Origin of the sequence: Kitasatospora sp. GP82, from assembly GCF_029892105.1 — a bacterium.
Classification (GTDB): domain Bacteria; phylum Actinomycetota; class Actinomycetes; order Streptomycetales; family Streptomycetaceae; genus Kitasatospora.
The window spans coordinates 14,295-31,436 of the sequence record NZ_JARZAJ010000059.1; the positions used below are offsets into that span (position 1 = coordinate 14,295).

Here is a 17,142-nt window from a genome sequence, read left to right on the forward strand (position 1 = left end):
GCAGCTTGGGGTGCATCTGGATACACCCCGGTCGGGCAGCTACACGCAATGGCCGCCCGCCCCCGAACCGGAATCGTCGTACCCGACACCGACGGGCCCAGCGCCCGTACGGCACACCACGGCAACGACGATCACCACAGGGGACGGGCGGCATGCAGACGAAGAAGAAGAAGGTGGCGTGGAAGGCGGAGGCGGGCGTGTTCCTCGCCGTCGCGTTCGTGGCGGCGGGGGCACTGGGCGCGGCGCAGGGCGCGACGGGGATCCCGAGCGTCGTCCTCCAGTTGACGCAGTTCGGCCCCACCCTGGGGGTGGCGGCGGTGGCCCTGCTGTGGCCGTCCCGGATCCGACACCGGCTCGTCGGCACCCTGCCCTCCCGTCGGCCGAGTGAGCCGGGCGCACACTGCCCGAACCCCGCCCCCTCCCTGTTGCTCCTCACCGCACCGCTGATCATCGCGCTCACCGCGGGCACCTACGCATGGGTCGAGGGCACCCTCTCGATCACTGACCCGAGCACCCTGGGCAGCCCGTTCGCGCTGATCGTCGTCGCGCAACTGATCGGCGCGTGCGGCGAGGAGATCGGCTGGCGCTGTCTGCTCCAGCCTCTCCTGCGGACCCGGTTCGGCCCGCTCATGTCCTCGATCACGGTGGGCGTGGTGTGGGGCCTGTGGCACGTGCAGGTCTTCACTCACGCCCCGGCGTACGCGGCCGGGTTCCTGCTGGCCACGGTGGCGATGTCGGTCGTCCTCGGGCTCAGCCAGGACCGCACCTGGACGAACCGGCTGCTGCTCGCCGGCGGCTTCCACACCCTCATCAACCTGGGAATGCTGCTCTTCCTCAACGACGAGTCCGGCGCGGACCTGTCCATGATGCTGTTCGGCCTCGCCGCCCTGCTGGCGATGGTCCCGTGGGTGCTTCGGGGACCGACGACTAGGATTCTGCCGACGGCGCACAGGGCGCGCTGACACGGGGGAACACACGTGACGACCACGACCACACCACAGGGGAACCCACCCCCACTCCTCAGCCGGCTGATCGCCCTCGGCCGCTGCCAGCTGCTCTCTCTGAACGCCTTCGCGGTCTCCGCCGTCGGCTCGCTCGTGGTCGGCGCGCTGCTGCTCCTCCCCATCGGCGCCGGATTCCCACTACTGCCGCCCGCGGCGACGGCCCTGCGCCAACTCTCCGACCGCTACCGCGCATGGGTCACCCAATGGACGGGCACACCCGTCAGCCCACCCGAACCGCTCGCCCACACCGGTACCGGCAGCCGCCGCGGGCGAGCGGCCGCCGTCCTCGGCGACGAGGGCTTCTGGCACGACCTCCGATGGGCCTGGCTGGAGCCTCTGGTCGGCGGGCTGCTCGTCGCCGGGCCGCTCGCACTCGTCGACTACGGGCTGTTCGGTGTGCTGGTACAGCCGTTCATCTGGCCGTTCATCGGCCCCGACAATTGGTACGCCTTCGTCCCCGTCGACTCCGCCGCCACGATGCTCGCCGCCGCCGTTCTCGGTCTGGGGTTCATCGCCGTCGGGCTGCTCCTCGCGCCCACCACACTCGAACTGCACGCCGCCTGGAGCAGCCGGGTCCTCGCCGCGCCGCGCACCGCCGAACTCGTCCGCCGCATCGAGCACCTCACCGACACCCGGGCCGACGCGCTCGACGCCCAGGCCGCCGAACTCCAGCGCATCGAACGGGACCTGCACGACGGCGCCCAGGCCCGCCTCATCACTCTCGGCCTCACCCTGGACAAGGCCACCCGCCTGCTCGACACCGATCCACCGGCCGGCCGCGAACTCCTCCTCGAAGTCCGGGCCACCTCCGCCCGAGCCCTCCAGGACCTCCGCGAGCTCGTCCACGGCATCCACCCGCCGATCCTCACCGACCGCGGCCTCGGCGACGCCGTCCGCTCCCTCGCCCTGGACAGCCACCTCGACGTCCACGTCGAGACCGCGCTGCCCGGGCGGCTCCCGACCCCCGTCGAGTCCGCCGCCTACTTCGCCGTCGGCGAGCTGCTCGCCAACGCGGCCAAGCACTCCGGCGCCCGCGAGGTCCGCATACGCCTCGCCCACGCGGACGCCGCCCTGCACATCACGGTCACCGACGACGGCCACGGCGGCGCCGACACCTCCCGGGGCAGCGGCCTGCACGGCATCCGGCGCAGGCTGAGTACCTTCGACGGGACCCTCGCCCTGCACAGCCCGCCGGGCGGACCGACCATCGCGACCCTGGAGATACCGTGCGCGTCGTCATCGCCGAAGACCTCTTCCTCCTCCGCGACGGCCTGATCCGAACCCTCCAGGACCACGGCTGCGAGGTCGTCGCCGCCGTCGACAACAGCCCCGAACTCCTGCGCGCCCTGCGCGAGCTGGAACCCGACGTCGCCGTCGTCGACATCCGCCTGCCCCCGACCTTCACCGACGAGGGCCTCCAGGCCACCCTCGCCGCCCGCCGCGAACGCCCCGGCCTGCCCGTGCTGATCCTCTCCCAGTACGTCGACCAGCTCTACGCCCACGAACTCCTCGCCGGCGGCCAGGGCGCAATCGGCTACCTGCTCAAGGACCGCGTCACCCACACCGCTCAGTTCATCGACGCCCTCCGCACCGTCGCCTCCGGCGGCACCGTCATGGACCCCCAGGTCATCACCAAACTCCTCGCCCGCAGCAACGCCCGCGGCACCACCGCCGACCTCACCCCGCGCGAACACGACGTCCTCAAACTCATGGCCGAAGGCCGATCCAACGCCGCGATCATGAGCACCCTTCACATCAGCGAGAGCGCCGTCGCCAAGCACACCGCGAGCATCTTCACCAAGCTCCGCATCGAGCCCTCCGCCGACGACAACCGCCGCGTCCTGGCCGTCCTCACCTACCTCAAGCGCTAACGGCTCGGTCCGCGATGGTTGCTCAGTGGGCAGCCGTGACTTCAACACCGTTTACTGATGACGACGGGGTGCAAGTCCGTCGTCCATGACCTGGATGCTGATGTTGAAGGGTGACGGTGATCCACGCCTCGACCACACGCAGCGGCAGCATGCTGTAGCCCGCCCCGGCCCGGTAGACGCCGAGGGACAAGGTGGCCAGGTAGGAGCCGTCCGGCAGTCCGCGCTGGATGGTCGGGCGGCGCCGGGCGGAGGAGCGGACCAGGAATTGCGCGCCGGTCGTGGCGACCGCGGCGAGGAAGTCGACCGCCTCGAAGGCGGCGTCCGCCAACAGCAGCATGGAGCGGTCCAGGTAGCCCAGCAGGCGCCGGGCGTAGGGCAGTTCACCCACATCCTCAGGGCCGAAGCAGGCCGCGAGGATCGCGCGGGTGCCGCACTCGACCACGGCCAGGAGCCGCAACAGCGGATAGCCGAACTCGATGGTGCCGCCAGCGCGCTTGGGGTAGCGCCAGGTGATCTGCTCCTCGTCAGGGGTGTGCAGGTGGGTGCCGTCGATGGCCACCGTGCGCAGGCCGCGGTAGCGAAGGCCGCTGGCCTGCCGGCCCCGCGGGGGTGGGGCGCGGTCACGGGGTCGGCCAGCAGCAGCTCCACCCTGCGGGCGTTGACCCGCTCGTGGTCCCAGGTCGACTCGGACAGGAAGAACTGCAGCCGCTGCACCGATCCCAGTGACCACGTAATGACGAACGAACCACTGACACTCCCGTGCAGACCATCACTAATCTCTGACCCCAGCCGCAAACTGACCGCCAGGGTAGGTCCGGAGCGCCGCAGGCGTATCCCCGCCACCGAAGGCATCGCCCGTACCTCGCTGTCCGCCGACCTCACCACCAGAACGACTACCCGAGAGGACCCGACACCTGATGTCCATATGGCCTTCGATCGTTGCAGTACTCGGTACCCTCGCCGGTGCCCTGACCGCCGGACTCCTCCAGCACCGTTCGGCACGGACCGCACGCGCCGAGGAGCGCGCCGACAGCCACCGCCAGGACCAGCTCGGCGCCGTCACCGACTTCGCGGCCGCCCTGGACGCGCACCGCTCGGCGATGTTCCATCGGGAGCGTCTGGCCCTGACCGAGGCCGACCCCGAGCACCAGCTGGAGGCCCAGACGAGGTCCCACGACACCCGGGCGGCAATCACCGCGCCCCACATCCGCCTGCAGGTCCTGGTCCCCGAGCTGGCCGGCCCCGCCCAGCAGGCCGCTGATGCCACCTACGCGCTGCGCAAGGCCATCGACCGGACCGAGCTGGACGCCCGGCGGCATGCGGCCAAGGAAGCATCCGTCGCCTTCATCGCCGCGGCCGCCACGCTGCTGGCCCCGACAACCGCTGGCTGACGGCGACCACCGCCAGCGTCCTGGCCGTCCGGTCGTGCCGATCCCATCCGCCCCACAACACTCGTGCGCTTCCGTGGCGGGCGCAGAGTTTCGAGGTCAACCTGTTCGGCACGGTCCGGGTCACCCGCCGACTGCTGCCGCGCATCCTGGAACGCCGCGGTTCGGTGGTGAACATCTCGTCGATGACCGCGCGCCTGCCGGGCACGGGCCCGATCGAGTACGGCGCCGCGAAGGCGGGCCTCAACGCGTTCGGCAAGGCGCTGTCCGAGGAGTTCGGACCCCAGGGCGTACGCGTGAACACCGTCTCCCCCGGCCCGACACGTACCGGCATGTGGGAGGACGACGACAGCTTCGGCGCCCGCCTTGCCGAGACGAAAGGCGTCGGGCACCGCGACTTCGTGTCCGGGGTGCCTATGGCGATGGGCATGACCACCGGCCGCATGGTCGAACCCGACGAGGTCGAACCCGACGAGGTCGCGGCCGTCGTCGCGTTCCTCGCCTCAGACCGCGCGGCAAGCATGACCGGCGCCGACTACGTCGTTGAGGGCGGCGGCATCAAGACGGTGTGAGGCGGACCCCCGGGGCGGCGACGGTGCGGCGCGGCGCGCGGGCGCGCGGGCGGCCCCAGAAGGCCACCAGGCAGTCCTGGCGTACGCCCGCTCGCAGGTGCTTGGTGCGCGAGCGGTCCTCACCCGTTCGGGGGATAGGCCCTGGAGTGGGCGATTCCTACCTTGTCAGAGGCATATCCCATCACCTTCGTTCGGGAGGAACCATGTCAACGCTACGTACCGGCTTCACCGGCATCGCGGCACTGCTGCTCGTGGGCACCACGACCGCGGCAGCTGCGCAGAGCAACGCGAAGGCGGCCCCGGCCGCACCGGCTGCGGTCAGCGGGATCGCGAAGCTGCACACGATCGTTGACCTGCCGCCCGGCAGGTGGACCGATACGCCGTTGGAGGTCACGCTTCCCCAGGCCGGCACGTATGAGCTCGACGCGGACGTCCGCGGACGCCTCGCGGGCAATCCGTCGCTCAACGTCTACATGAGCGCGCGGCTGTGGAACGTCACGGCCGCCGCCGAGGTACCGGAGAGCGAGCGGCTCGTCTACCAGATCATCGACGGGAACCCGGGTACCGCCCAGGCGGGCGGCAACCAGACTGCGCCGATCAGCGAGCTGATCAGGGTGAGTGGGCCGACAACGATCCGGCTGCAGGCACAGGAGATCAACGCCGTCGGGGCGGCCACCGTCGCACAGGTCTACTCCGACGGAGTTGGCTTCACCGCGCTCCGCTACGACCGGGTCGGCCCCTGATACCGGGCTGCAGCTCGGCCACCAGGCCGTCCGGAACCCCACCCACCGCCTCGACCCCGCCACGTTGCGCCAGGTGACGGTCCGTGTCCTGTCGCGCCCGGCTGCCAGGGCCAGGGCGCGCAGGGTGGTGTGCGGCTGGGGGTAGGCGGACACGGGAGGGCGGCCCTGCCCGGAGTACGGCGGGCGCTCGGGCGTGGCGTCGCCGGGGTGGGCGGTGGTGGTGGCCTTGACCGCGACCGCGTAGGCCAGGCCGCGCTCGGTCAGGCCCTCGCGAAAGCCCGTGGCGTCGCCGTATCCGGCGTCCGCGACGACCGGCAGGCCGGGCAACTCCCAGCCCCCGCGCACCTCGTAGAGCATGTCCAGGGCCAAGCGCCACTTCTCCCGGTGCCGTGCGGTGTCCGGGATGCCGGCCTTGGCCCGGCGGCGCCGGATCGCCTCGGCCAGCAGTGCGTCCTTGCCGTGCTGAAGGCCGCCGCCGTCAAGCAGGTGTGGCAGTTGGCCGCCCCGCACCACGAGTTCCCGAACAGCACGGCCAGCGCGCTGCGGGACATGGAGCTGAAGGACAGTCGGCTGACCGAGAAGCGGGGCACGCTCGGGGGCACGCCGAAGAAGGAGAAGACGTCGCTGGCCGCCGCCAAGGCCGCCGGGGCCAAGCGGGGCAAGCTGGGCCCCTGCTAAGGGCGCCAACGCGGGGACCTGGGGCCTGACCGAGCTCGGCCTGGACGCCGCCGCGGCGACGTTGCCGGTCGGGCGGAAGACGGGCAGCCGGGCCCGTTCGCTGGGGCGCGGCGGCGGCGCCCCGCACGCGATGGCGGTCAACGACACCATCGTGGCGCTCACGGGCGCGAACACCCCGGGCGGCCCGATCGGTACGATCGCCGACTGGACCACCGAGGACTCCCACCCGCTGCCCGCGGGCCGCCAGCGGATCGCCGACGCGGTCCTGACCGCCCCTGCCGACGGCGTGCCCGTGCTCCTGGTGGAAGTCGACCTCCACAACGGCGACAACGAGAAGACCGCCCGCAAGTTCGATGGCTACGCCGAGTACTTCGCCCTCACCTACAAGGACCCCAACCATGAGGGCCACCCCTCCACGGCCAAGCAGCTGCCGACCTGGCGCCGCAAGTACCCCACCGCCCCGGCCAGGGTGCTGCCGCCGATCGCCCTGGTCCTGGCCGGCGCCGGACCCAGGGCCCTGAACAACACCATCAACGAGGTCCGGGACCTGACCGGCAAGCACTGGCAGCCGCACCGGGACTTCGACTTCACCGGCGGTGGGACCGGATGGTTGTCACTGATGGGCCAAGATTGTTGTCACCTGACGCCAGTTGCCACGCTTGTTGTCACCCGGATCCGGCTGGCAGCGGGTTGCGCGGTTCGCGGCAGAGGCACGGTGTGAGGTTGAGCCCACCAAAGGCAGCTGGCAGGCTCGCGTCCCGAGAGGAAGAACCTCCGGTGGAGGGGGCCTGGGTTCCGAGGGCGGTGTGGATCCGTGCGAATCGTCGGCTGCCGCCCGCGGAGTAGAGGAGTGCGCCGCCTGCGCGGTCTCGGTCCGCGGGCTCAGGTGAGGGCGGTGGCCAGCAGGGTGAAGGCGGCGATGATGACGGCGACGCGGACGTAGTGGAAGCGGTCCCAGCGGTTCCCCTGCTCCTTCCAGTCCTCGGGCCGGTTCTCGGGGGTCCACGTCTTGCTCCGGTTGTTGATCGGGACGAGCAGCAGGAGCGACATGATCACGCTGAGGATCAGCAGCGCGGCGGCGATCACGACCAGGCCAGCGCCGTGGTGATGCCATCCGGCGATGGCCCAGACCGCGCTCAGGGCGAGCGAGCCGATGTACCAGAACGGCATCACGGCGCCGAGCATCCGGCCCCCGTGGGCGCGGCCGAGCTGACCGCTGTCCTCGGGGAGTGCGTCGAAGATCCGTTTCATGACGAAGGCGACGGAGAACTCCACCCCCACCATCACGCCGACGATCACGGTGGTGAACACCTCGAGTGCGTTGAGCATGATGACCCCTCCTGGCATCTAGTGTTGCTAGCTTATGAGGCAATGCTAGTACTGCTGCCGCTTGCTTGTCTAGCAATGCTAGGATCGAGTCATGTCAGTCCAGGAACGCAAGGAACGCGAACGGGCGAGCCGCGAGCGCCTCATCGTGGCGACGGCCCGCGAACTCGCCGAACAGCAGGGCTGGGACGCGGTCACCACCCGCCGGCTCGCCGAACGCATCGAATACAGCCAGCCCGTCCTCTACAGCCATTTCCGCGGCAAGCGCGAGATCATCGGCGCCGTCGCCCTGGAGGGTGCCGCCGAGATGGCCGCGGCGCTGCGGGCCGCGACCTCCGCCGCAAACGGCCCTCGCACCCGGGTCACCGCCCTCGCCCGCACCTACCTCGACTTCGCCGAACGCAACCCGGCGGTCTACGACGCCATGTTCCAGCTCGACGGCGGCCTGGCCTTCGCGGCCGAGGACACCCCGGAGCCGCTGAAGGACGCCTTCGCCGCCCTGCTGGAAAGCCTCGGCGAGGTCGCCGGGGACGGCGTCCACCCGGGACTGTTCACCGAGGTGTTCTGGGCGGCCCTGCACGGGCTGGCCACCCTGACCCGGGCGGGACGGCTGCCGCCGGCGGAAGCCGAGCGGAGGGTGGAGCTGCTGGTGGACCGGCTCGCCATGTTCTGACACACCGTCCGGGCAGGCGGGCAGCCGGGGTCTTCCGGCCCGACTGCCGGCCCACGGCATCACCGCTCAAGAGCCACCGAACCGAGAAACTGCCGGCACGAACGAGAACGAGTGGGAATCCGACAGCTTCAACGCGACAGGACACCCGGCTCAATCGGGCTGTACGTATGTCGCCGCTCGTGGTGACAGAAACCATGTCCGGGTGACATCCACCGTGTCCCGGCACACACAAACCGGCGTTGGTCCAACTTCGGTGGCAATCGGTCCATCTTCGTTGTCACAGGAGTGCGCCACGAGGCGCTATGGCCCCGCGTCGGATCTGGCCGTCCAGGGCGAGTGCCTGGTCCCCGCCGACGGCGGTCGCCAGGCACTGCTGGAGCTGCACCGCGGCGTCCTGGAACGCGCCGTCGATGGCCCCGACGGCGACGGCGCCGCCTACTTCTGGCAGATCGCCGCCCCCTACCGGCTTGGTCCCGGAGGTAGCCGGCTGTACGCGACCTGGCGCTCGATCACCGGCGACCAGGCCCCGGAGGTCACCGTGGGCGCCGCGCCGGACCGGTGGGTCCGGGACCACTGCGACGCCCTGCACGCCACCGGACGCTACGACTTCCCCACCCTGCGCTGTTCCCTCGTCCAGGGCGACTTCGGCGCCGACACCACCGTGGTCGACCTCGTCAGCCAGCACTATCGGGACGCGGTGGCCGCCGTCCTGCCGCGAGGCTTCGCCCTCGACGGCGACGAACTGCGCGGACCCCACCCCACCCCGCCATCGACGCCGACGTCCGCGGCGCGGTCCACAGCATCGACCTGGACGCCGTCATCGCCGCCACCGCGGCCGCGCCCCGCGACCTGATCACCACCGCCGCTGTCGCCGACCTGATCGGCGCCTCCTCCGCCGACAGCGCCCGACACACCCTGTCCCGCTGGGGCGTCACGGCCGCCGACCACCGCCCCAGCAAGGCCGGCCGCCTCCAGGCCCTCTACGACGCCGACCAGGTCCGCACCGCCCAGCGCAGCCGCCCCGGCCGGGGACGCCGCACCGGCACGACCTGACGCCACCCGTATCCAGCGGCCCCCAGCAGCGTTGGACGGCTGTGAGCAGCTCTTCTCACTACCGTTATCGACAACACAGGAGGAACACGTGGCTCAGCTACTGAGAGTCCAGAACATCACCGTCTCGAGTGACGGGATCGGTGCCGGTGAGGACCAGACCCTCGAGAGGCCATTCGGTCATGTCGATCCCGAGAGGCTCTTCTCCTGGGCCGGCGCCACGGCGAGCTGGCCCAACCGCACCGAGCCCGGCGGGAGCCGCGGTCTCGACGACTACTTCACGCGGGACTTCACCCACAACATCGGCGCCGAGATCATGGGCCGCAACAAGTTCGGACCCCAGCGCGGGCCCTGGCAGGACCATGACTGGCTCGGCTGGTGGGGCGAGGCGCCCCCGTTCCACACCCCGGTGTTCGTCATGACCCACCACAAGCGGCCTTCGTTCTCGCTCTCCGACACCACGTTCCACTTCGTCGACGGCGACCCGGCCACGGTCCTCGAGCAGGCGCGGGAAGCGGCGCAGGGCAAGGACGTCCGACTCGGCGGCGGGGTTACCACCATCCGGCAGTTCCTCGACGCCGACCTCGTCGACACCATGCATGTGGCGGTCTCGCCGGTGAAGCTCGGGTCCGGAGTACGACTCTGGGAGTCACCCGATGAGCTGCTCGACCGGTTCCACCTTGAGGTCGTGCCCAGCCCGAGCGGCGTAACGCACCACCTGTTCTGGCGAAAGTGACACGAGGGCTCACTCAGGGATGTCAAGCAGTGGCGGCCGGCCCGTCCGGTCCAGGCCGCGGCCGGCCCCGCAGGAACAGACGCCAGCGCAGGTCTCTAACCTGGGGCGATGCGACTGCCGTCCTTCCGCGCCGCCACGAGCCCGCCCCGCTGTCCCCGCAGATGCAGGTCCTCCACGACCGGGCGCGAGACCTGCGCTGAGAGGTCACCTTCCAGCGCGGCGATTCCCCCGAGGCCCGGGAGCTGGACGAGGTCAACGCCCAGATCGCGGAGCTGCGGCTGATTGAGGCACAGAGGACCGCTGCGGCCAGCTGACCGGGGCGTGGCAACTCAGAGCGGGTCGCCGCTCCAGCGCCAGGTGCCGGCGGGATCGGGCTCGTACCAGAACCGGCCGCCCGGGTAGAAGCAGCCGCAGGCCACCAGGGCGACGCCAGGCCCGGGCGCGGAGCCGACACCTCTCACCGGGCCATCGGCGGCCAGCCGCCCGCAGCCCGGCACGGGTCACGGTCGATGTGGAAACGCGGAACGGCGCCCGGGTCCTGGCCGGGCTCCGGCAGCGGACCGAACCAGGTGTGCCCTTCGCCGGTGATCCGGTCCCGGCAGTGGGCGCAGCGCCACCGCGCCGGCGTCAGCTCCCACGCCGCTTCGAGGTCTTGGAGCTCCTGGGCGGTGTCGCCCTGGCTCGCCGTCCTGGCGGCCGTCGTGGGCCATCGCGGCATGATCTTCGAAGCCCGTGCGCGGGCTGGCCCCAGCTCCGGTGACGCGCAGCGCGCACCTGCGCGAGCTGCCTGGCCTCCCTCGACGAACAGCGCTGTGGGCAGGTCGGACAACGCCTGGATCCGCACCTAACCGAGTGCCGGAGGGTGCTCGGCTGGACGGCGTCCCCAGGCCGAGATCAGCGGCGCGAGTGTCAGGTCGAGTTTGCCCGCGTGGATGGCGGCCAGGTGCGCGTCGATCTCGGCGTCGTCGGCCAGGCCGGCCGCGAGCAGCTCGCCGCGCACGTGCCGGATGGTCGCCGCCTCCAGCCGGTCGCAGGCCAGCCCGCCGACCGGGAAAGAGCCCGCCGCGGCGACATCTACCAAGCCGGCCTCACGCAATGCCCGCGGCAGTGTCCGGCCGTAGCGCAGGTCCGCGCCGCGGCGCGCCAGCAGCTCCCGGACCGCGTCGCGCAGCCGGTTGGCCCGCCGCTGCGCAGGGCCGCTGTCGTCCAGGCATGCCAGAGGCTGCAGAGCGGTATCGGCGTCCTCGACCAGCAGCCAGCCGCCGGGCCGTAGCGCTGCCGCCATCGTGGCCAACGCCCGAGCCCGGTCCGGTACATGGACCAGCACGAGCCGGGCGTGCACCAGATCGAACGTCCCCGGCCCCGGGGGCGGATCAGCGGCGACGTCGTGCTGGCGCACCTCGTACCCGTCGCCTGCCTTCAGCCACGACGGGTCGATGTCCGTGGCCAGCACGTGCCCGGTCGGACCGACGGCCGCCGCGAGCGCCTCCGGGATACCGGGGCCACCGGCCCCCACTTCCCAGCAGCGCGAGCCAGCCCTGACCCCCAGTCGATCGAAGTGCCCGCGCGTCACACCGTCGAACAGCTCGGCCAGCCAAACGAATCGCTCGCCCGCCTCGGCGCGCGCGTTGTCCAGCAGATACCCGCGGGCGGGAGCAGACTCTCCACCGAGCGCGGTAGTCCCGCCTATCGGATCCGGTCGGCCAACGACTTGCGGCGGGCGGGGCGAGGAGGTCATGACTACATGGTCAACCTCCCCAGGCCACCAGCGCCACGACGACGGGAGAGGGATATCTCACACAGCCAGCGAACCCCGCACGTCCTACAGCACGGTTCTGCACCGTCACGCGCCGGAAGGGGTACATGTATTCAGCCCCCACAGCCAGCGCACCAGGCGAGGGACAGCGCGCTGACCGGCCTCGCTGTTTCATGGCGATGGTCGGCTGAGCATGTGCCCGTGATGTCGCTTTCGCCGGTTCCCGGGGGGGGGTATCGGGTAGGGCTGCGCGTCGGCTGTCGTGCCGGGGACGCCGGGTTCCACGGGCCCGGAGACTGCCGGGTCCTCCTCTGGGTGCTCGGCGGGGTGGTTCGTGCAGGTCAAGTAGGCCTGGGCAAGGCCTGGATCCGGTGGAAGGCCTGGACGATGGCGCCGGCCCAGGGCCAGGAATGAGGGATCTTCAGGCGTCGACGACGCTGACCGCGCACCAGCCGGGCCGGGACGTGCAGGATGCGGTAGCGCAGGGTCTTGGGGGTGGCTTTGGCCAGGTCACCGTCAAGGGCGAGCAGTTGGAGCCAGGCGCGTAGGTCGCAGGCGATCGCGGTGGCGGTCAGCCAGCCGGTCCGGACCAGGGCCTTCTGCCTTCGCCACCAAGGAAGTTGGGCCACCGCCCGCACGAGCAGATCGATGTTGACGCCGGTGTCGTTGGCGGTGACGTTCCCCGGGTGCAGCAGCTGCGCGAGTTCCTCACCGGTGTTGTCGCACACCGCCAGGAACACATGGTGGCCGAAGGAGCCCTTGTATGTGCCGCACGCGCCGTCCTTGTCCGAGGGCGCGAGGATCAGGGAGCCGTCGGTGTCGATGACCGTCCATCCGGTCAGCTCCACCCCGTCCACCACCACCTCGGGGAAGCCTTCGGGCCGGTCGGCCAGGATCCGCCACACGTGGCGGCGCACCGCGGCGCGGGCCCGCTCGATCCTGCGCAGCCCGGTCACCGCCCCGGCGCGGGGCGGCCCTCCTGCTCAGGCGCGAGCGTCACTTCCGGTGCCCTCCATCGCCAGGGGGCGTGGTGCCGTCGGGGGACGGCGGGTCGGACGGCGGCGTCCAGGGCGCCCCGGGGTGCCCGTCACCACCGTCACCACCACCGCCACCTCCACGCCCTCCATCATTCGCGACCGTCTCCATCTCCGGCTCCTCTCCACACGGGCGGTCACCGCTCCGCAGGCCCCAGGACCGGGGGCGCCCCCGGTTCACTTCCTACGGAGTGGCATCAACGACAGCAGGGAGTAACTGCGTTATCACTCAACGCACTTGCGAGTTCTTGCGGGCATTCAGGCGAGGGCGTCGATGGCGTCGGTGATCAGCCGGCGGGCGGCCTCGCCGTGCACGGTCATCTGCGACAGCTCGGTGAACGCCTTCGCGTAGTCCGCGAGCTCGCGGGGCTGGGTGACGCTGATCTCCGCCGTCAGGGTCTCCACCGAGCAGCTGGCCGCGTCAAAGAGGTAGAACGCCTCCAGTGGCCACACCGCGCGCTCGGCGGCTGTCGCGGCGGGTCCTGAACGACGAGCCGGAACTCCTGGCCCTGCTCGCCGACGTGCTGGCCCTCGACGAGGACGTGGTCTGGGCGGTTGACGTCGCTGACGGCATGGCCGCGCTGTGGATCAACATCCTGCTCAACCACGACCAGCAGCTCGTCTACATCCCCGGTTTGGCAGTCAACCGCGCTTCCGCCGGCTACCGCGGCATGGGAAAGACCGACGCCAAGGACGCCACGTTCCCCGGGACTCGGGCAACATCAGCGGCAACCTGCACCGGCCCCGGCGCTACCACCGCGGCCTGCAACGCGTGTTCTACACATCCGCCTTGATCACTATTCGCAACTGTGACGCGTCCCGACGCTTCTACGAACGCAAGCGCGCCGAGGGCAAGAGACACGTCCAGGCGGTCCTTGCTCCGGCCCGCCGACGGGTGAACGTCCTGTGGGCCCTGTCGTAGGTGTAGGCGATCCTCCGGGCAGACCACGCACGGGCGAATGCCTCGTCCGGCTCCAGGCAGTCTTCGTCCCCGGCGTCCTCCGGGCGCCGGAAGGGGTCGGCGTAGTGCCGCCCGGCGACCTCGAACACGTGCAGATGGTCGTCGCCCCAGCCCATCAGCACCCGCAGGATCCCGTGCAGTTCACCGAGGGTGGCATCGGCGGGGACCTCCACCCGTCGCCAGACCAAAGGGTTCCGCTTCAAGGTGACCTTCAGTCGCAGTACGGGCGGGCAGCGCCGGGCGTCTCCCTCGGCCTCCACCTGCTCCGGGGCCGCGACGAGCTCCTCTGCCTGCGGATGGCCGCCGGCGCGGAGGAGCGCAATCCGCTCGGTCAGGTTACGGCGGCCGGCTGTACCCGACGTGTCGGGTACAGCCGGTTCCTTGTCACCGCGCCCTGACGCCGCGCGGGTGTGGGCGGTCAGAGGTGGTGCGCCACGAAATCGGCTACCTGCGTACCGAGTTGCTGGCCGGCCTGGTTGTCGACGGCGGTGTGCTGGCCGCCCCAGACCCGGCTGAGCCAGGCTTCGGTGGCCGCGGCCTGGAAGCCGGCGAAGGTTCGGGTGACACCGTTCGACGTCACCGCGAGCTGGTGCTGCGCGCCGTAGAGCCCGGTGAGCGTCGTCGCCGCGGCCTGGCTGAGAGCACCGTGAGCGCCAGGGTAGGACGGATCCGGGGCGGTCGGCAGCAGCGGGGTCCAGTTGGGATCGCCGACGATGCCCGGGTTGTAGTGCGCACCTCCGAGCCGGATGGCGGTCACGGGCCGCCACACGTGATAGACGTACTTGGCGTCGTACATCGCGATCGCGGTGTCGGCGAGCGACAGGTCGAGCCGGGCGAAGACCTTCACCGCCTGTGCCAGGCTCGCGTTCTGGGAGGTGACAAGGCCCTGCGCGACCTGGTTCCACACGTTCCAGACGGGCGTCGCCGCCCAGAACTTCGCGGCCGCGGTCTGATCGGGGGTGCGGGTGGTACTGGTCTTGCTGCCCAGGCCCTTGACCTCGTTCAGGGCGGACGCGTACGCGGCGGTGCTCACGGCCGGCGGCGCTGCCGGGCGGAACTGGCTACCGCTGGTCAGCACGAACGGCTTGACCGAGCCCCAGTTGCTGAACACCGGTGCGGGGAAGGCGGGCGGCGTGGGCCGGTAGTCACCGGGCAGGCTGCCGGGAGTGAACGGCGGCGCCTTGGTCGAGGACCCGTCAGTAGACCGCAGGCTGATCAGTTGGCGCGCGACCGCTGCTCCCACGCCGATGCCCGCCTGCTTGCCGGCGCCGTCGGCGATCGCGGACAACTGGCTGCTCAGCTGCTGATCCACGCCTGCCCGCTTGGTGGGGTACAGGGCGACCAGCACATCGTGGGCCGCCTGGTCCGCCGCGACGTCCGCACGCGCACCCTGAGGTGCCGACACCGAGAACACGTACGGGGGGTCCGCCCGGGTGATCGACACCACCGCGTCGTACTCGGCGGCCTGGAGCAGCGCGAAGCTGCGCGTGGGGTGGACGGTGGACGGTTGAGCCTTGGGATCGCTCAGGATGCCGATGAGCTCGCGGTTCCACTCCACGACCGACCTGCCGGACCCCGCAGCGGCGGTGCTCGTGGTCGGCGACTGGGTGGCGGTGGCGGTGGAACCGAAGGCCGGGCTGGTGAGTCCGGCCGCCAGCACGGTCCCGGTCAGGACGGCGAGTGTCTTCTGCTTTCCACTCATTTCGGTGGCTCCTTCTCGCTGGTGGCGGGCCGTGGCAACAGGTGGCCGTAACGCTTGGACCACCCGGGTGCACCACTTGGGCCGCTGCGGACCAGGGAGTTCAGGTACATGGGTGTGTGCTCTCTACTGATCAGCCCGCGAGGCGGGCCGGGTGGGGGTCGGTCATCCGGCCGGTGTTCCGTGCCGGGACCCGGCGTCGAAGACGTGCACGGTTTCCGGGTCAGCGCGGGCGTGACCGGCCGCGCGGTGGGGGCCCTGAGGGGCGCCGGAACCATCTCGGTCATCTCGGCTCACTCCTTGCGGGACGGGGGGAGGAGGGGGATCCCGGGGATCGGTGCTCGTCAGGTTCCACGGATGCCAGGGGCCGTGCGGTTCGGTGTGTAAGCACCTTTTACGAGATTTCAGAGGTTTATGGCATATGCGATGAGCGATCGGGAACGCAGGGACCCGGGTGCTCCGACAGCAACTCGCCGTGCCGCAACGACAGCTTGTCGGCGGCGGCCCGATCTGGGTTCTGGATCACTTTCCGTGCCAGGGCCACGGAGGGTCACCGAAACCTCGATCCACCCGTCGCCGAGAGTGTGCCCACCAACTGGCGAACTCCGGAGGCATGAACGGGCCGAACCGCATGGCGCCTGCCGCGCGTGAAAGTAAACAAGCGCTGGTATTCACGAGATCTCCTCCCCTGCCCCTCCCATCCGCAAGGAGTGAGCTGAGATGACCCGGCTACTCCCCACAGACTCCCGCCGTGTCCGCGACGCTCGTGTCCACGCCGCACGCCGAAGCCCGCAGCATCCCCGGTTCACACCCATCACGGGTGCGCCGCCTCCGCGAGGCTGCTGCCGACACCAGGCGCTGCTCACCTTGCCGGCGCAGGAAGCACATGTCTCCGCCGCCCGTCACTTCACGGCGGACCTGCTGGAAAGCTGGAGCATTCCCCAGGACGAGCGGGACTCCGCCGTCCTCATCGTCGACGAACTCGCCGCCAATGCCGCCCGGTACGGCCACGAGTGCATGACGCTGCAGCTGGCTCTCGACCACCACGTGCTGCACATCGTGGTCGTCGACTCCGGAGCTGACGTAGACCGCCCCAGCCATCACATCGCCCCGGACGAACACGGCCGTGGCAACGGTATCGTCGAGTTCCTCGCACAATCGACCGAGGTCCACCAAGCTCCGGAGGGTCGCGAAGTCCACGCCTGCCTTCAGCCCGGATCCACCGGTCAATAGCCGGTCCAGGGCCTGGACATGAGGGCGCGGATGCCCTCTGACCTGGGATGATGGTTCTTCCTACAGTTCCAAGTCCACAGATCGAGAGAACATCCGCGAGATGCAATCTTCCCATGCCGTCGCGGCGGTCCGCGCTGCCTTCGACGAGTCGAACCTGGTCGTGGATGCCGGGCTGGTCCCGCTGGTCCGCCTGGCCGAGCGGACCGGCCTGCCGGGGATGGTCGCGGCCAGGCTGCGCATCGACGGCGCAGGCAACAGCGGCGGGGCCAACCCGGATGCGAAGGCGATGACGCTGGTGGCGGCGATGTGCGCGGGGGCGGACAGCATCGACGATGTGGACCGGCTGCGGCACGGCGCGATGGGCAGGCTCTTCACCGGCGTGCGCGCGCCCTCGACCCTGGGCACGTTCCTACGCTCG

20 protein-coding genes and 4 pseudogenes are annotated in these 17,142 nt (G+C 70.7%); 14 read left to right on the plus strand and 10 right to left on the minus strand.

The window, feature by feature from the left end:
- The first annotated feature begins 152 nt into the window (after window positions 1-152).
- From P3T39_RS33850 to P3T39_RS33860, 3 genes are read left to right on the plus strand one after another with little or no spacing between them, the layout of a single operon-like run.
- Entirely contained in the window at window positions 153-962 is an 810-nt protein-coding gene (locus tag P3T39_RS33850; protein WP_280703114.1) for a CPBP family intramembrane metalloprotease, read from the plus strand.
- A gap of 15 nt (window positions 963-977) precedes the next feature.
- A complete protein-coding gene (locus P3T39_RS33855) occupies window positions 978-2,279 on the plus strand; it encodes a sensor histidine kinase (protein WP_280703115.1) in 1,302 nt (433 codons plus the stop codon).
- Window positions 2,231-2,875: a response regulator transcription factor gene (locus tag P3T39_RS33860; RefSeq protein WP_280703116.1), complete on the plus strand. Its 645-nt coding sequence runs from the start codon at window positions 2,231-2,233 to the stop codon at window positions 2,873-2,875. Before P3T39_RS33855 ends, P3T39_RS33860 begins: the two co-directional genes overlap by 49 nt.
- Before the next feature lie 22 nt (window positions 2,876-2,897).
- On the opposite strand, the gene P3T39_RS33865 is transcribed toward P3T39_RS33860, so the two are convergent.
- On the minus strand, window positions 2,898-3,434 hold the full coding sequence (locus P3T39_RS33865; RefSeq protein ID WP_280703117.1) for a transposase: 537 nt from the start codon (window positions 3,432-3,434) through the stop codon (window positions 2,898-2,900).
- Between the two features lie 358 nt (window positions 3,435-3,792).
- Here P3T39_RS33865 and P3T39_RS33870 point away from each other — a divergent pair, with 358 nt between their 5' ends.
- On the plus strand, window positions 3,793-4,266 hold the full coding sequence (locus P3T39_RS33870; protein WP_280703118.1) for a hypothetical protein: 474 nt from the start codon (window positions 3,793-3,795) through the stop codon (window positions 4,264-4,266).
- A gap of 20 nt (window positions 4,267-4,286) precedes the next feature.
- A complete protein-coding gene (locus P3T39_RS33875; RefSeq protein ID WP_280703132.1) occupies window positions 4,287-4,835 on the plus strand; it encodes an SDR family oxidoreductase in 549 nt (182 codons plus the stop codon).
- 212 nt (window positions 4,836-5,047) lie between these two features.
- Here P3T39_RS33875 and P3T39_RS33880 read toward each other — a convergent pair whose 3' ends face one another.
- Window positions 5,048-6,091, minus strand: a complete 1,044-nt coding sequence (locus tag P3T39_RS33880; RefSeq protein ID WP_280703119.1) for a transposase — start codon at window positions 6,089-6,091, stop codon at window positions 5,048-5,050.
- Here P3T39_RS33880 and P3T39_RS33885 point away from each other — a divergent pair.
- Together P3T39_RS33885 and P3T39_RS33890 are read left to right on the plus strand one after the other, a co-directional pair.
- Window positions 6,074-6,256, plus strand: a complete 183-nt coding sequence (locus tag P3T39_RS33885; protein ID WP_280703120.1) for a hypothetical protein — start codon at window positions 6,074-6,076, stop codon at window positions 6,254-6,256. The genes P3T39_RS33880 and P3T39_RS33885 overlap by 18 nt on opposite strands.
- Before the next feature lie 13 nt (window positions 6,257-6,269).
- A pseudogene (locus tag P3T39_RS33890) lies at window positions 6,270-6,977 on the plus strand (replication-relaxation family protein); the annotation flags it as partial.
- Window positions 6,978-7,138: 161 nt separating this feature from the next.
- Here P3T39_RS33890 and P3T39_RS33895 read toward each other — a convergent pair.
- A complete protein-coding gene (locus P3T39_RS33895) occupies window positions 7,139-7,585 on the minus strand; it encodes a DUF1772 domain-containing protein (RefSeq protein WP_280703121.1) in 447 nt (148 codons plus the stop codon).
- Window positions 7,586-7,676: 91 nt separating this feature from the next.
- Between P3T39_RS33895 and P3T39_RS33900 the strand changes: the two genes are divergently transcribed.
- The 3 genes from P3T39_RS33900 (at window position 7,677) to P3T39_RS33910 (ending at window position 10,041) form a co-directional block, all read left to right on the plus strand.
- Window positions 7,677-8,255, plus strand: coding sequence for a TetR/AcrR family transcriptional regulator (locus tag P3T39_RS33900; RefSeq protein ID WP_280703122.1), 579 nt, complete (start codon window positions 7,677-7,679; stop codon window positions 8,253-8,255).
- Between the two features lie 274 nt (window positions 8,256-8,529).
- Complete coding sequence (locus tag P3T39_RS33905) at window positions 8,530-9,108, plus strand: hypothetical protein (protein WP_280703123.1); 579 nt, start codon at window positions 8,530-8,532, stop codon at window positions 9,106-9,108.
- Window positions 9,109-9,396: 288 nt separating this feature from the next.
- Window positions 9,397-10,041 carry a dihydrofolate reductase family protein gene (locus P3T39_RS33910; protein ID WP_280703124.1) on the plus strand — a complete coding sequence of 215 codons (645 nt, stop codon included), beginning with the start codon at window positions 9,397-9,399 and terminating at the stop codon, window positions 10,039-10,041.
- 329 nt (window positions 10,042-10,370) lie between these two features.
- On the opposite strand, the gene P3T39_RS33915 is transcribed toward P3T39_RS33910, so the two are convergent.
- The 5 genes and pseudogenes from P3T39_RS33915 to P3T39_RS33935 form a co-directional block, all read right to left on the minus strand.
- Entirely contained in the window at window positions 10,371-10,502 is a 132-nt protein-coding gene (locus tag P3T39_RS33915) for a hypothetical protein (RefSeq protein WP_280703125.1), read from the minus strand.
- Window positions 10,499-10,759, minus strand: coding sequence for a hypothetical protein (locus P3T39_RS33920; protein WP_280703126.1), 261 nt, complete (start codon window positions 10,757-10,759; stop codon window positions 10,499-10,501). The genes P3T39_RS33915 and P3T39_RS33920 overlap by 4 nt, the downstream gene beginning before the upstream one ends.
- Before the next feature lie 126 nt (window positions 10,760-10,885).
- Window positions 10,886-11,779 (minus strand): methyltransferase domain-containing protein, encoded by an 894-nt coding sequence (locus P3T39_RS33925; protein ID WP_280703127.1) that lies wholly within the window; start codon window positions 11,777-11,779, stop codon window positions 10,886-10,888.
- Between the two features lie 359 nt (window positions 11,780-12,138).
- Complete coding sequence (locus P3T39_RS33930) at window positions 12,139-12,753, minus strand: transposase (RefSeq protein ID WP_280703128.1); 615 nt, start codon at window positions 12,751-12,753, stop codon at window positions 12,139-12,141.
- Between the two features lie 336 nt (window positions 12,754-13,089).
- Window positions 13,090-13,296: pseudogene (locus P3T39_RS33935) on the minus strand (transcriptional regulator); the annotation flags it as partial.
- A 56-nt stretch (window positions 13,297-13,352) separates the two neighbouring features.
- Between P3T39_RS33935 and P3T39_RS33940 the strand changes: the two are divergent.
- Complete coding sequence (locus P3T39_RS33940; RefSeq protein WP_280703133.1) at window positions 13,353-13,625, plus strand: transposase; 273 nt, start codon at window positions 13,353-13,355, stop codon at window positions 13,623-13,625.
- Window positions 13,532-13,753, plus strand: a pseudogene (locus tag P3T39_RS33945) (IS110 family transposase); the annotation flags it as partial. The gene P3T39_RS33940 and the pseudogene P3T39_RS33945, both read left to right, overlap by 94 nt.
- Here the strand turns inward: P3T39_RS33945 and P3T39_RS33950 are convergent.
- Window positions 13,660-13,995 carry a hypothetical protein gene (locus P3T39_RS33950; protein ID WP_280703129.1) on the minus strand — a complete coding sequence of 112 codons (336 nt, stop codon included), beginning with the start codon at window positions 13,993-13,995 and terminating at the stop codon, window positions 13,660-13,662. The pseudogene P3T39_RS33945 and the gene P3T39_RS33950 sit on opposite strands and share 94 nt — an antisense overlap.
- 215 nt (window positions 13,996-14,210) lie before the next feature.
- Window positions 14,211-15,494 (minus strand): vanadium-dependent haloperoxidase, encoded by a 1,284-nt coding sequence (locus P3T39_RS33955; RefSeq protein ID WP_280703130.1) that lies wholly within the window; start codon window positions 15,492-15,494, stop codon window positions 14,211-14,213.
- An 864-nt stretch (window positions 15,495-16,358) separates the two neighbouring features.
- Between P3T39_RS33955 and P3T39_RS33960 the strand changes: the two genes are divergently transcribed.
- Both P3T39_RS33960 and P3T39_RS33965 read left to right on the plus strand, forming a co-directional pair.
- Window positions 16,359-16,724 carry an ATP-binding protein gene (locus P3T39_RS33960; RefSeq protein ID WP_280703131.1) on the plus strand — a complete coding sequence of 122 codons (366 nt, stop codon included), beginning with the start codon at window positions 16,359-16,361 and terminating at the stop codon, window positions 16,722-16,724.
- A gap of 100 nt (window positions 16,725-16,824) precedes the next feature.
- Window positions 16,825-17,142, plus strand: a pseudogene (locus tag P3T39_RS33965) (IS1380 family transposase); the annotation flags it as partial.